12 protein-coding genes and 1 tRNA gene are annotated in these 14014 nt (G+C 66.2%); 3 read left to right on the top strand and 10 right to left on the bottom strand.

Annotated features, from left to right (window positions below):
* Positions 1-5: 5 nt before the first annotated feature.
* From ACMGRF_RS02885 to ACMGRF_RS02875, 3 genes are all read right to left on the bottom strand, one after another.
* Entirely contained in the window at positions 6-2144 is a 2139-nt protein-coding gene (locus tag ACMGRF_RS02885; protein WP_099486434.1) for a TonB-dependent receptor, read from the bottom strand.
* 129 nt (positions 2145-2273) lie between these two features.
* A complete protein-coding gene (locus ACMGRF_RS02880; RefSeq protein WP_049440520.1) occupies positions 2274-2669 on the bottom strand; it encodes a DUF2946 family protein in 396 nt (131 codons plus the stop codon).
* Positions 2670-2860: 191 nt separating this feature from the next.
* Positions 2861-3241, bottom strand: coding sequence for a tautomerase family protein (locus ACMGRF_RS02875; RefSeq protein WP_019659488.1), 381 nt, complete (start codon positions 3239-3241; stop codon positions 2861-2863).
* A gap of 368 nt (positions 3242-3609) precedes the next feature.
* Between ACMGRF_RS02875 and ACMGRF_RS02870 the strand changes: the two genes are divergently transcribed.
* The 3 genes from ACMGRF_RS02870 to ACMGRF_RS02860 all read left to right on the top strand — a co-directional run bounded on the left by ACMGRF_RS02870 (position 3610) and on the right by ACMGRF_RS02860 (position 7729).
* Positions 3610-6234, top strand: a complete 2625-nt coding sequence (locus ACMGRF_RS02870) for an AAA family ATPase (RefSeq protein ID WP_049440522.1) — start codon at positions 3610-3612, stop codon at positions 6232-6234.
* A gap of 471 nt (positions 6235-6705) precedes the next feature.
* Positions 6706-7113: a hypothetical protein gene (locus ACMGRF_RS02865; RefSeq protein WP_099486438.1), complete on the top strand. Its 408-nt coding sequence runs from the start codon at positions 6706-6708 to the stop codon at positions 7111-7113.
* Positions 7114-7165: 52 nt separating this feature from the next.
* Positions 7166-7729 (top strand): hypothetical protein, encoded by a 564-nt coding sequence (locus tag ACMGRF_RS02860; protein ID WP_099486440.1) that lies wholly within the window; start codon positions 7166-7168, stop codon positions 7727-7729.
* A gap of 85 nt (positions 7730-7814) precedes the next feature.
* Here ACMGRF_RS02860 and ACMGRF_RS02855 read toward each other — a convergent pair.
* The 7 genes from ACMGRF_RS02855 to fabF all read right to left on the bottom strand — a co-directional run bounded on the left by ACMGRF_RS02855 (position 7815) and on the right by fabF (position 13988).
* Positions 7815-7889, bottom strand: a tRNA-Val gene (locus ACMGRF_RS02855).
* A gap of 116 nt (positions 7890-8005) precedes the next feature.
* A complete protein-coding gene (locus tag ACMGRF_RS02850) occupies positions 8006-8359 on the bottom strand; it encodes a PilZ domain-containing protein (protein WP_005412452.1) in 354 nt (117 codons plus the stop codon).
* Positions 8356-9312, bottom strand: a complete 957-nt coding sequence (locus tag ACMGRF_RS02845) for a DNA polymerase III subunit delta' (protein ID WP_099486442.1) — start codon at positions 9310-9312, stop codon at positions 8356-8358. Before ACMGRF_RS02845 ends, ACMGRF_RS02850 begins: the two co-directional genes overlap by 4 nt.
* Positions 9309-9974 (bottom strand): dTMP kinase, encoded by a 666-nt coding sequence (gene tmk / locus ACMGRF_RS02840; protein ID WP_049417074.1) that lies wholly within the window; start codon positions 9972-9974, stop codon positions 9309-9311. Before tmk ends, ACMGRF_RS02845 begins: the two co-directional genes overlap by 4 nt.
* Positions 9971-11032, bottom strand: a complete 1062-nt coding sequence (mltG, locus tag ACMGRF_RS02835) for an endolytic transglycosylase MltG (protein WP_414485616.1) — start codon at positions 11030-11032, stop codon at positions 9971-9973. Before mltG ends, tmk begins: the two co-directional genes overlap by 4 nt.
* A gap of 194 nt (positions 11033-11226) precedes the next feature.
* A complete protein-coding gene (locus ACMGRF_RS02830) occupies positions 11227-12591 on the bottom strand; it encodes an aminodeoxychorismate synthase component I (protein WP_099486445.1) in 1365 nt (454 codons plus the stop codon).
* Positions 12592-12725: 134 nt separating this feature from the next.
* Positions 12726-13988, bottom strand: coding sequence for a beta-ketoacyl-ACP synthase II (fabF, locus tag ACMGRF_RS02825; protein ID WP_049417071.1), 1263 nt, complete (start codon positions 13986-13988; stop codon positions 12726-12728).
* Positions 13989-14014: the final 26 nt, after the last annotated feature.

The following is a 14014-nucleotide window of genomic DNA, read 5'->3' as shown; positions in this document are numbered from 1 at the left end:
CGCCCTCAGAAGCGATGGTCGACGGTGAACTCGACGCGCCGGTCCGCACCCAGCAACCACTGCGTGCTGGTGTAGTACGCGGTGGCGTAGTACGCCTTGTCGAACACGTTGAACAATCGCGCCGACAGCCGCGTGCGCGGTGCCGCCTGCCAGGTCAGCGCCAGGTCGGTGGTGCTGTAGCCGGGCAGTTCCAGCGTATTGGCGTTGTCGGCGTAGCGCTTGCCGACGTAACGCATGCCACCCGCCGCACTCCAGCCCGGTGCGAACTGCCAGCTCAGCCACACATTGGCCAGGCGCTCTGCCACGTTCGGCGGCACGTTGCCATCGCGCGAGACCAGCACCGGCGGCGAACCCGTGGTTTCCAGGAAGTCCTCGAATTCGGCCTTCAGCACCGTCGCGTTGGCATCCAGCGTCCAGTGTGGCGCGACGTTCCAGTTCAACGACGCTTCAATACCGCGCGAGGTCTGCGCGCCCACCTGCACCCGGCGATCCGGCAGCAGCGGATCACGGCTGAGCAGCCCGGTCTTGCGGATGCGGTACGCCGCCAGCGTCCACTCGCCGCCGTCGAAGGCCTGCTTCAGGCCCACCTCGAGCTGCCGCCCCTTGGCCAGATCGAAGGCACCGTTGGCCGGGCTGATCATCAACAGGCCACTGACCGGGTCTGCCGCCTGCGAGTACTGCGCATACAGGCTCAGCGTCGGCTGCAGCGCAAATACCGTACCCGCACGCCAGCCGGTGCTGCTGTAGGTCTTTGAGAACGCATTCTGGCCGCTGATCAGATCGGTGCGATCGATGCGCGCGCGGTCGTGGCGCAGCCCACCCAGCACCGACCAGCGCTCGCTCAGCGCCAGCCGGTCCTCCATGAACAGCGCGTACTGCTCGGCACGGTTGCGGTAGCGCGGCAGGTTCGGCGCATCGCTGGCGAACTGGCCCGGGACAGGATCGAACGGATCGACCGGGCCCGAGCTGCCGGCATAGGTATTGTTGGTGTGCTTGAAGTGCGCGCGGTTGGCATCCAGGCCCACCGCGAAGGCGTTCGCCCAACTGCCCACATGGCCCTGCACGCGCAGCGTCGAGGTCAGACCGGCCTGGTCCTGGTTGTGGGTGATCTCGGTATTGCCCGAGCGATCGATCAAGCCGGTAGCGCGGTTGTAGACATAGGCCTCGGCATTGCGCCAATCACGCTGGCTGTCGATCTGGTAGACACGGGTTCGCCATTCCACGTTCGCGTTCGGTGTCCACAGCGCGTCGAGCTGGGTCCAGCGGTCGCGGAACCGGATCTCGCTGTCGTCCACGTTGTAGTTGCGGTGGCGCAGCGCCTCCAGCTGGCGGCCCTCGACCAGCGGCGTGCCGAAGTAGCGCATCGGTTGCTGGTAGCCCTGCGCATGGGTGAGCGTCAGCTGCAGGTCCGGGCGGGCCTGCCACAGCAATGCGCCGGAGAAGGTGGCGTCATTGTTGCGGCCACGGTCAACCCAGCCACCGCTGTAGTTGCCGCTCACATCAACCCGGTAGGCCAGCTCGGGCGTCAGCGCGCCACCACTGCCGAAGCCCAGCCGCGCGGTGTCCTCGCTGCCCACGGTCATGCTGATCTCGTTCTCGATGGCGCCGCGCGTGGGCTTCTTCGGCACGATGTTGATCACGCCGCCGATCGCCCCGTCGCCATGGATGACCGAGGCCGGGCCGCGCAGCACTTCGATGCGCTCGATCGACCAGGTATCGAACGGGAAGGTGATGCCGACGCCGCCGTACTGGCGCAGCCCGTCGTACAGGCGCATCACCGAAGCACCGTCGGTGAAGCCGCGGCTGGACAGCGCACTCAGGCCATTGCCCGGGTGCGGCATCGCACTGATCGCACCCGCCCGGCTGATCGCATCGTTGAGGTTGCTGTCGCCGCGCTGCTCCAGTTGCTCGCGCGAAATCACCGTCAGGTTGGCAGGTGTCTGCAGCACGCTCAGGTCCAATGCAGAGCCGGCGCTGGCGGTGGAGGACAGCTCGCCGCTGCGGGTATCGACCACCCGCAAGGTCTCCAGCGTGGTCGGGGGTGCCGCGTCGGCAGCAACGGCAGAAGTGGAGTGCAGGACCAGCGCGCACACGACAGGCAGCGTCGCCCGGCGCAAGCGTGCGGGGTTGGGGTTCGTTTTCATTTTTTCACGGCATGCAAGGCCACCCCGCAATGGCAGGGCAGCAATCAGAAACGGACAGACACGCGCGTGCGGGCACCGGCCGTGGCCGGCAACCTCATGGAAGAACGTTCAGTGCAACGCGCGTGCGGCTCAGACGGCCATCAAGGCCGGCGGCCCACGCGCTCCCAATGTGCCGCTGATCCGTTGCGGCAACGTCTGCACCGCACCGCGCAACGCGCGGCACACCGGTGCCATCGGCGCCAACAGCAGCACGGCCGCCACCAGCAGGGTGATCAGCCGTGCAGCGATCAGGCAGTAATCGCAGTCCACGCCCATTTCATGATCGGCGTGTGGATCGGCGGGCGGCTTCTTTGCGGCCTCGCCGTGCGGCATCGCCATCGCGTGATGGTCGTGGTGCCCTTCCATCGCGTGCAGCGCATGCTCTGCGTGCATTGCGTGGTCCATGGCTGCCACCGGCGCAGCGGCAGCCACGTGACCATGCGCCAGCCAGCGGCTCACCAGCGGGGCGAGCAGCACCAGCAGCATGGCAAGCCATGCCAGGGCCTGGAACCGGCGGTGGAGGGCAGAACGGCGCACGCCGCCATTCTACGGGGCCATGGCCAACCTTGGACCCCGTTCAGGGTTTGCCCCCTGCGACACGGTGACGCAGGACTGTCCTCCCCCGCGCACGCCCTCCATTCAGTAGATCCACGCCATGCGTGGATGCTTTTCGCCCATCAACTCACGTACTGGGCCACACCATTACCAAACGACCAATTTTCCCGCTTCACTTCCACCAGATTGATGAACACGTCTTCGCGGCGGATGCCCACCGCCGCATGCAGGCCATCGGCGATGCCCAGGTACAACGCCTTCTTCTGCTCCAGCGTGCGCCCTTCGTTCCAGGTGATCTGGATGCAGATGAAGTCGTCGGTACGGTCCACGCCCAGGTAGCCCGGGTCGTAGATCAGCGTGCCGGGCGCGTGTTCCTGGAAGATCTGGAAGCGATCGTTTTCCGGCACACCCACCGCGCGCATGGCCTGGTAGATGGTTTCGCCGACGCGTTGCAGGTAGTCGGCGGATTTGCCTTTGCGAAGATCGATGCGGGCGAGCGGCATGGCGGCACTCCTGAGCCAGAGGGGACAACCCTGGGCCGAGACTACGCCCGCTGCGGGCGGCGGCACAGCGCATGGATGGAACGTCTGCTTTCATCCATGGCACGCTCGCGCGGGCTGCGCGTGGGTTGGACACCACAGTTCGTGTAGAAGGTGAACCCATAACTTGTGCAAATCGAGGTGTTTGATTTACCAACCATGGCGTACATGGACCCCATAGTTAATGTGGCCCCGTTAGTGCATAGTTTGTGCACTTAGTCGATTCGGTCGGTCACGAGTAAAAGCAACATCCGCCTGTGACTACGGCGCTGGCGGCTAATCAACAAAACCAAGGGCGCAACTGACAGCGTCCTTCCGTGTGGAGGGGCTGCATGGCGAGCATTCGTTCCGAGTACCACCGCTTCCTGGCACACTTGGCGCAGCGACAAGTGCACGACGATGTGCGCCGGCTTGCGCACCTGATTTTGGATCACTTGCAGCCGCTGGCTGAGGTTGGCGCGGCGGGCCGCAGGCGATCGGTCCGCCTAGCGCCGCTGGCCATAGCCAACTTGGCGCAGACTCCGGTGGCGTACCAAGGAGACGGCCACGGTCCCGACGCTGGGCCGGCGCTTGGGCGCCTGCTTCAGCTCGAGGTGGGCCCGTTCCGCGGGTTTATGAGGCAAGAAACGTTCGACCTCAGCCATGACATCACGTTGGTCTATGGCGCCAATGGCACGGGCAAAAGCAGCTTCTGCGAGGCGCTGGAAGTTGCGATGCTCGGGTCTATCAGCGAAGCCCAGGCCAAGCGAGTCGACCAGCGTACTTACTGTAACAACGCCCGGCTGCGCCGCCATGTCGCGCCCGTTCTCTCTTCCGGGGCGGCAGAGCGGGCCCAAGCCGTGCAGCCCGACGAGGCGGAGTACCGCTTCTGCTTCATCGAGAAAAATCGCCTCGATGATTTCGCGCGCATCGCGGCCCGTACACCGGGCGACCAGCGACAGCTAATTGCCACCTTGTTTGGCGTGGATCAATTCAGTGACTTCGTGCGCGGATTCAACCCCACGCTCGACCAAGACCTGATGCTTGTCGGAATCCAGGCCGCCCAACTCGCCCAGCGGCGCTTGCAGTTGGCAAATTCCGAACAGACGATTGCCGGCCATCCACAAAAGATCGCAGCGATTGAGGGCATGGAACAGGCGCTGGCGCGACGCATGTTGCCCGACGCGACGTACCAGGGCTGCGTCGACTGGCTACTTGGCACGCCGCAGCTACAAGGGCGGTTTCCGTACGTGCAGGCGCAACTCGTCGCCCTCCCTCCAGCGATTCATGAAGTGACACGTGCACGTCTGCAGGGTTTGCTAGACGAGGTGTACCGCCTTCAAGGCCAGTGGCAGGCCGCCACCGGGCAGTTGGCCGCGCGTGCCGGTGACGTGTCATATGCCAAGCTGTACGAGGCGGTACTGGCCCTGGCCGATGACGCAACCGCCTGTCCCGCATGCGGAACCGGGTTAGCTGCGGTGGCCCAGGACCCCTTCGCCAAGGCACGAGCGGGCCTGGAGCAGCTCGCACAGTTGGCCGCCCTCCAACAGCAAGAGGCGGGCTTGCGCACGCAACTGAGCGAGGCGGTGCGGGCGTTGTGGGAAGAGATGCGTCGCGTAGCCGTGGCGGCGGCGGCCGTGTGTCCTGCCCAACTGCAGGCGGCGGCGTTGCCTCTATTGCCTCCAGCCGCCACAGGTGCCTGGCTAGGAGCATGGGTCGATGGCGACCGCCGCGGGTGGACTGCGCTGCTGCGGGTCGCCGAGTTCATCGAACATGCCGACGCGCAGTCTCGCGAGGCACATGCCTTGCGTGGAGCACTGGCTCAGGAACGAGATGTCTTGGACCAGCACCGGCTGGAAATCGAGCGGCTGAAGACTCTGCGCACGACCGCAGACCAAGAGCTGGCTACCGCCCGGCAGACTGTGGCCCAGTTCGATGAGGCCAACCGTGGCCTGATCGACGCTACCGCGGCCGAAGTGCCGGTCATCGCGCACCACCAGCGCATCCAGGCCGCCTACAACGGCTACCTGCCCGAGATCCAGGCCTACCTGGCGGCCTTGCCGGGCCGACTGCTCCAGGGCCTTGGAGAGCAGGCTTGCAATCTCTACAACGCCTTCAACCGCGCCGATCCACCTGGCGACCTGCTGCACGCGTTGTGGCTGCCGGTCGCCGAGAACGGAAAGATCGAAGTCGAGTTCGCCGGCGAACCTGGCGTGCGCTATGACGCCTTGGTCGTCTTCAGTGAAGGGCACATTAAGTGCCTTGGACTGGCGATTCTACTGGCCAAGAATATCGCGCAAGAATGCCCAGTGGTCATCTTCGACGACGTGGTCAACGCGATCGATGATGACCACCGTGATGGCATCTGGCGCACCTTCTTCGAGGATGGGTTGCTGAACGACAAGCAGGTCATCCTCACCTCGCATGCGGAGGAGTTTCTTCACCGGATTCAGCAGGAACTTGGTGCACGCCGCGCCGGAGCGATCAAGCGCTACAAGTTCCTCCCGCACCATGGCGAACACGAGCTGCGCGTCGACAGCGACCCGCCGACGAAGAACTATGTGCTGTTAGCCCAGCAGGCGCTGGCGAACGATGAGAAGCGCGAGGCCTTGCGACAGGCACGGCCCGCGCTAGAAAGCTTGACTGACCGCCTCTGGACATGGCTTAGCCGGCGGGGAGATGGGCGCATTGAGATCAAGCTCGGCGGACCTCGCTCGCCTTGGGAGTTGAACAACAAATGCAGCAAGCTGAAATCAGCGGTAGCTCGCGTTGCGGCGCAGTATCCCGCTGCACAGCAATCGGTCGACGCACTCACTACTTTGCTTAGCCTCAACGGGGCAAGCATTGAATGGGGATACCTGAACAGCGGTGTGCACGACTCGCAGCGCGATCACGAATTCGACCGAGCTACTGTGCGAACAGTAGTGGATGCAGTCACTGCCTTGGATGACGCGCTGGAAGCACTGCAGAATCCCTGAACGGCAGTACGCCCATAGCAAGACACAATAATTTATCCAAAGCTACACAAACTACGAGGTAAGACCCACGCTGGGTGACGTGATTGCCACCTACTGGTGTTTTGTAGCGGCACTCCTCGGTTCAAATAAGGCGGTGGATCGGGCTATGGGCGGTGGAGCAGCGTCATGGCTGGCGTTGTTGCAACTTTCCTCACTGACTTCCGTGTTTGCGCGGATCGATGATCGCCGCGCCGAGGCAAGACGCCTTGGCCGGGATTGGCGTCTCGAATAAACGAACAGGCTCACAGGATGTTGCGATATCGATCGCAGCAAAGAGAATGCACCGATTGCCTTCAATGGCGGGCGGTGTGTGGGGATCGCATGATCCGCCGGGCCTTTTCTCCCTGTGAGCCTTTCAGCCTTGGTACGCCAACCCGCACCGTCCGCCACCTTCACTCCGGAAGGTGGCCCTACGCCAGTGAGGGTTCCGCCATGACCAACCGCACCACCGTCCATCCCCGCCTGCACGCTCTGATAGGCGACATCGCCGCCAACATGCCCGACGATCTCGCACGCGAGATCGAGTGCGCCCTGAACGAGCAGAGCCTGCCTGCGCAGTCGCCCACGTTCTTCACCTGCCTCAATGCCATCAACCATGCCGACGGCGATGACGGACAGCCGTGCGGCAGCCTCACCCTGTGTGCCAGCGATCACGCCTCGCTCCGCCGCTCGATGTCCGGGCTCGGCGCATTGCTCGATCTGTTGCAGGCCGCCGACCGTGCGCGCAACGAAGGCGGCCCGGACCAGCAGTTGGGCGCTTTCCATACCGACGGGCTGATCGTGGCCGCGCGACAGCTGGTGCGCCAGGCACATCACTGCCTCTCCGGCGGCGACGCCTGACCGGCCCGGATATGCTCCCGCTACAATCGCGCAGGGAGCGCAGGAGACCGCAATGGACGCCGAACACCTGGAGTACTTCAAGGCCGCGCTGGAAGGCCGCGCAACCGTGGGCTGGAACGTCTGGTTCGCCGCCAACCAGCAGGCGCTGGCACAACAGCTGAGCCGCCCTGCACTGCTGCGCTTGAAGTTCAGCACACTGGATGAAGCCGAACGCCTGCTCGCCGAAGCCGGCATCGTGCCCAGCAGCACAGCAGGCAAGCGCTACGAAATGTACTGCGCGCAGTTCTCGCCGGACGTGGTGGACGCGAACGGTCGCCCGCTACCGGCCCTCTGGCGCGCGGCGCACGGCGGTGCCATCGGCCTGCTGGCCGATGGCGAGCAGGAGGCCGGCCAAGCGAAGCTGCTCGCGGAGTTCCGCCGCGTCCGCAAGCGCGGGCTGCAGCAGGCCCATGAATGGTTGGCCGATCTGTGCTTTGAAGGCGAGATGGAACTGACCAGCGGCAATGCCGAGGTGGGCCGTAGCCTGCTGGCGGTTGTGGCGCAGGCCGGCAGCGGTCACGACCTGCTGGATGCAACGGCGATGATCGCGCGCGAGCTGCTGGAGCGGCACGGCTGAAAGGGTGCGCGCTTCCAGCTGATCCTGCTGGATCGCAGGTAACAAAAAAGCCCCCATTGCTGGAGGCTTTTTTCGTTCTGCAACATGGTGGGCGGTACAGGGATCGAACCTGTGACCCTTGCCGTGTGAAGGCAATGCTCTACCGCTGAGCTAACCGCCCGGTGTGTTGCTGAGCCGCTCATTATAGGGGCTTTTCAGAGGCCGTCAACAGTTTTTCACAGTCGTGTTCACGGCGTTTCGGGGCACGCAGCCGGGCATGGCCCGGCGCTACCGGAATCACATCGTATGGGTCGGCTTGTCCGAGCCGGTCAGCCCGGCCAGCAGGGTCTCGATCTTGTGGCGCACGCCCTCGCCTTCGGCACCGTCGGCCAGCTGCACGCCGATGCCGGCGGTGCGGTTGCCCTGCGCGCCGGCCGGGGTCACCCAGATCACCTTGCCGGCCACCGGCAGGCGCTCGCTGGAATCGGGCAGGGTCAGCAGCAGGAACACCTCGTCGCCCAGGAAGTAGCGCTTGGGCGTGGGCACGAAGATGCCGCCATTCTTCACGAACGGCATGTACGCGCTGTACAGCGCGGCTTTGTCCTTCACGGCCAGGGACAGGATGCCCTGGCGGGCGTTGCTGGCACTCATCGATTTCCCCTTGCGGCAGGCCGCTCGTTCACCTTGTTCCAGGCCAGCAGCAACTCGACCACCGCAAGGTCTGCACGCACCGTGGTGCGCAGCAGGTCGCGGGTGCGGTTGGCCGCATCGAACCAGGCTGCAAGCTTGTGCAATCGCTCCGGCGTGGTCAAGGCATCGGTGCTGGCCTGGGCCAGCGCCAGGTCGGCGGCAAAGCGTAGGCGCAATGCCGCGTTTTCATCGCCGCACCACTTTTGCGCCAGTTCCACCGCACCGGTCTTGCCGGCAGCCAGCTGTTCCAGCTCACGGCCTACTTCTCGGCGCAGGCTCAGGCCATCTTCGCGCAGCCAGTTGTCGGCCTGGCCGGGATGGCCGCGGGCGGCCTCCAGCGCTTCGCGCGCCAACGCCTCGCTATGGCCCTGCTGCTGCAGCCAGGCCAGCGCTTCGTGCTGCGGCGGCAGCTTGAACTCCAGGCGCTGGCAGCGGCTGCGGATGGTCTGCGGCAGGCGTGCCGGGTCGCTGCTGATCAGCCACAGGTAGCGGCCGGGCTGCGGCTCTTCCAGCGTCTTCAGCAGCGCATTGGCCGCCGAGCGGTTGATCGCATCGGCCGGGTCGACGATTACCACCTGCGCCACGCCGTACTGCGGGGTCAGCGCCAGCTTGTCGGTGATCTCGCGCACCTGCTCGATGACGATCTCGGTACGCAGCTTGTCGCCGCTCTTGTTCGGAATGAAGCTGACCAGCTGCAGGTCCGGGTGTGTGCCCGCTGCGATCAGCTGGCGCGTACGCGTTGCGTGGGCTGCATCGCCCTGCGCCAGCACATGGTCGGCCAGCGCCAGCGCGACCTCGTGCTTGCCCAGCCCGGCCGGGCCGCAGATCAGCAGGCCATGACCGAGGCGACCGGCGTCGAGCGCGGCAACCGTCTGATCGAACGCGCGCTGCTGCCACGGTGAAAAGGTACTCATGCGCCCTCCCCGTCCTGCAGCCAGCGCTCGACACGCGCGACCACGTCGGCGGCCACGCGCGCCTGCTCCTGGCCCGCATCAATCAACGCAAAGCGCTGCGGGTCCTGCTGCGCACGGCCGCGGAACACTTCGCGCACGCGCTGGAAGAAATCGTCCTGCTCGCTCTCGATGCGGTCCGGCCACAGGTCACGGCCGTTGGCGCGCGCGCGGCCGACGGCCACGTCCACGTCCAGCAGCAGGGTCAGGCCCGGCAGCAGGCCGACCGCGCGGCGCTCCAGGTCGGCGATCCACTGCGGGTCGAGGCCACGGCCACCGCCCTGGTAGGCATAGCTGGAATCGGTGAAACGATCGCTCAGCACATAGGCGCCGCGCTGCAGTGCTGGCTGGATCACCTGGCGCACGTGCTGCGCGCGCGCGGCGAATACCAGCAGCAGCTCGGCTTCGGCGCTGAGCGGTTCGGCGGCGATTTCGGCATCGGGTTTCAGCACCAGGCCGCGGATGCGCTCGGCCAGTGGCGTGCCGCCCGGTTCACGGGTCAGCACCACCTCGTGGCCGTGGCTGCGCAGGCACTCACGGATGGCATTGATGGCGGTGGTCTTGCCCGCGCCCTCGCCGCCTTCCAGGCTGACGAAACGCGGGTGGCGAAGCAGCGCGGGACTCATTGCGCCTGGGTCTCCTGGGTACGTTGCTGTCGCAGCTGCTGCAGGTAGCGGGCTACGGCGGCGTTGTGCTGGTCCAGGCTGGGCGAGAACACGTGCGCGCCGCTGCCATCGCCGACGGCGACGAAGTACAGCGCGTCGCCCGGCGCCGGCTGTGCGGCGGCCATCAGCGCGTCACGGCTGGGCATGGCGATCGGGGTCGGGGTCAGGCCAGCGCGGGTATAGGTGTTGTACGGCGTATCGGTAGTCAGGTCGCGACGGCGGATGTTGCCGTCGTACGCAGCACCGAGGCCGTAGATCACGGTCGGGTCGGTCTGCAGGCGCATGCCGATCTTCAGGCGGCGCATGAACACGCCGGCGATCTGCGGTCGTTCGCTGGCCAGCGCGGTTTCCTTCTCGATGATCGAGGCCAGCGTCAGCAGTTCGTAGGGCGTGTTGATCGGCAGGTCCGGCGCGCGGCTTTCCCAGGCTTCGTCCAGCGCCTTTTCCATTGCGGCATGGGCGCGCTTGAGCACGTCGAGGTCACTGTCGCCGCGCTGGTAGACGTAGGTCTCCGGCAGGAAGCGGCCTTCCGGATGCTGGCCACCGAAGCCGAGGCGCTGCATCAGCGCGGCGTCATCCAGGCTGTCGGTGGTGTGCAGCAGCGGCTCGGCGCGCTTGAGCGCGGCACGCAGCTGGCGGATGTTCCAGCCCTCGACAATGGTGACCCGGTGCTGCAGCACCTTGCCGGCGCGCATGCGCAGCAGCAGCTCGCGCGGGGTCAGCTCGCCACTGAGCGCGTACTCGCCCACTTTCAACTTGCCGGCCGCATCGAGCTGGCGCGCCAGCAGCTGCCACTGGGTGTCCTGGCCCTCGTCCACGCCGGCCTCGCGCAGCTTGCGCAGCACGCTGTTCATGCCATCGCCGCTGGCGATGACCACGCTCTCGGCGGTCGGGGTGATCGGGGCATCGGCGAAGCGGGTCTGCTGGTAGAAGAACCACGCGCCCGCGCCGGCCACGACGGCGCCCAGCACCACCACCAGCGTTACCACGAACAGACACCCGCGCTTGGCTCCCGCCATGGACTACCTCTGAACTCGATTCCGTCGTGCAGGATACCGTGCCGGTGGATCGGGGTCATGACCGGGGCCACACACCCAGTGCCGACCAACGGTCGGCACCCGCCGGTACCGGTAGTGCCGGCCGCTGGCCGGCAATCGCGCGGATCGTGGATGAATGAGGTTGCCGGCCAGCGGCCGGCACTACCGGTGCACGCCTAGCCCTGCTGGCCCAGCGCGCGCAGCAGGCCGCGGGCCTTGGCGCGGGTCTCGTCCAGTTCCTTGTCCGGGTCCGAATCGACCACGATGCCGGCGCCTGTGCGGAAGCTCACCTCGTGGCCGTCCACTTCGGCGGTGCGGATCAGGATGTTCAGGTCCAGGTCGCCATCGCGGTTCAGCCAGCCGAACGCGCCGGTGTAGGCACCCCGCGGCACCTGCTCCAGTTCGCTGATGATCTGCATGCAGCGCACCTTGGGGCAGCCGGTGATGGTGCCACCAGGGAACGTGGCGGCAATCACCTCGCCGGGCGTGACCTCCGGGCGCAGGTGGCCGCTGACGTTGCTGACGATGTGGTGCACATGCGCGTAGCTCTCCACGGTCATCAGCTCATCCACCACCACGGTGCCGGGCAGGCAGATACGGCCCAGATCGTTGCGCTCCAGGTCGATCAGCATCACGTGCTCGGCACGCTCCTTCGGGTGGCCGACCAGCTCCTGGATGCGCGCGGCATCATCGTCGCCTTCAAAACGCGGACGCGTGCCGGCAATCGGCCGGGTCTGCGCGTGGCCGGCATGCACCGACACCAGCCGTTCCGGCGAGGAACTGACCACGTGGCGGCCGTGCGCGCTGAACAGGCCGGCAAACGGCGCCGGGTTGGCACGGCGCAGCTGCGCGTACAGCGCCTGCGGGCTGACCGGCGCAGCGAACTGCGCGCTCCAGCGCCGCGACAGGTTCACCTGGAACACATCGCCGGCGCGCAGGTACTCGATCACCCGGCGCACGCCGTCGGTGAAGCGCTGCGGCGCATCCTCGCCCACCGACTGCGGCGGCTGCCAGCCGTGCCCGGCCTCCGGCAGTGCCTGCGACGCCAAGGTCACCAGCGCCTCCAGCAGGGCCTGCTCACCGGCTTCGGCGATGACGAAGCTGGCGTCGTTCTGGTGGTCGTGCAACAGCGCGGCCGGGCAGCGCAGCGCCAGCGCGGTCGGGCGGCCGTCCTCGCGCGCACGCGCCGGCAGCACCGGTTCGATCTGGCTGGCCACTTCGTAGTCCAGCATCAACGCCCAGCCGCCACGGAACGGCAGGCTGTGGCTGCCGTCGTGCGGCAGGCGTTCGTGCTGCCAGGCGCGATCCAGCGCCTGCAGGAACGTGCCGGGCTGCACGGCACCCTGCAGGTCGCGCACCTGGCCATCGGCGTCCAGACGCAGGCCCTCGCCCTGCGCGGCCAGCAGCAGGCTCCAGCGGCCCTGGGCGGTGCCCGAGGCGGTGGATTCCATCAGCAGCGGGAAGCGCGCCGGGTCGTGCTGCTGCAGGGCCAGCAGATCGATCGGGTGCGGCAGCGGGTGGATCAGCGGTGCGTGGGTCATGGCGGCCAGTTCAGGAGTTCAGATGCACGGAAGCCGCCTTGCGGCGGCCTCCTCGTGCGTGACGCACGTTCAGTCGAGCATGGTTCGACTCTACACAACGGCGGAGTCAAGCATGGCCCGACGCTACAACTCGGTCAGACGCGCTTGAAGATCAGCGTGCCGTTGGTGCCGCCGAAGCCGAAGCCATTGGACATCACCACGTCGACCTTGGCCTGGCGTGCTTCGTTGGGCACGTAGTCCAGGTCGCAGCCTTCGCCCGGCTGCTGCAGGTTGATGGTCGGCGGAATGACGTTGTCCTGCAGCGCCATCACCGAGAAGATCGCTTCCACGCCGCCGGCCGCGCCCAGCAGGTGGCCGGTCATCGACTTGGTGGAGCTGACCATCATCTTGTAGGCGTGGTCGCCGAAGGCGGTCTTCATCGCCATGGTCTCGCCCAGGTCGCCCAGCGGCGTGGAGGTGCCGTGCGCGTTGAGGTAACCGACCTGCTCCGGGCTCACGCCGGCGTCCTTCATGGCCATCACCATGCAGCGTGCGGCGCCTTCGCCGTTCTCGCTCGGGGCGGTCATGTGATACGCGTCGGAGCTGGCGCCGAAGCCGGCCAGTTCGCAGTAGATCTTCGCACCACGGGCCTTGGCGTGCTCGTACTCTTCCAGGATCAGGATGCCGGCGCCGTCACCCAGCACGAAGCCGTCACGGTCCTTGTCCCACGGGCGCGAGGCCTGTTCCGGTGCGTCGTTGCGGGTGCTCATCGCCTTCATCGCGCAGAAACCGCCCAGTGCGGTCGGCGACGAGCCGCGCTCGGCACCACCGACCACCATCACGTCGGCATCGCCGTACTGGATCATGCGCATCGCGGTACCGATCGAATGGTTCGAGGTCGCGCACGCCGACACCGCCGAGAACGACGGGCCCTTCAGGCCGGTGATGATGCTCAGCTGGCCCGGCAGCATGTTGATGATGGTCTTGGGCACGTAGAAGGGCGAGATCTTCTTGCCCTCGTGGAACTCGATGGTCTGCTCTTCGATACCAAGCAGGCCGCCGATGCCGGCGCCGACAATGGCGCCGATGCGCTCGGCATTGGCGTCGGTGATCTCCAGGCCCGAGTCGTGCAGGGCCATGAACGAGGCACCGAGGCCGTAATGGATGAACGGGTCCATCTTCTTGGCATCCTTGCCGCTGACCCGGAATTTGCCGAACAGTTCGTTGTCGGCGGTGATGTCAAAGCCCTTGACCTCACCTGCAATCTTGGTGGTGAACCGGTCCAGGTAGGCATCGGCAACGTTGGTCAGCGGACCGATGCCCGAACGACCGTGGGTGATGCCTTCCCAGCTGCTGGCCAGATCATTGCCCAACGGCGAGACGATACCCAGGCCGGTTACGACGACGCGACGCTTCATTGCTGATTCTCCTGACCCGAAGGTTC

Source organism: Stenotrophomonas sp. EMP41, from assembly GCF_047495535.1.
In the GTDB taxonomy this organism is placed as follows: domain Bacteria; phylum Pseudomonadota; class Gammaproteobacteria; order Xanthomonadales; family Xanthomonadaceae; genus Stenotrophomonas; species Stenotrophomonas sepilia.
This window is presented reverse-complemented; position numbering and strand designations above follow the sequence as displayed.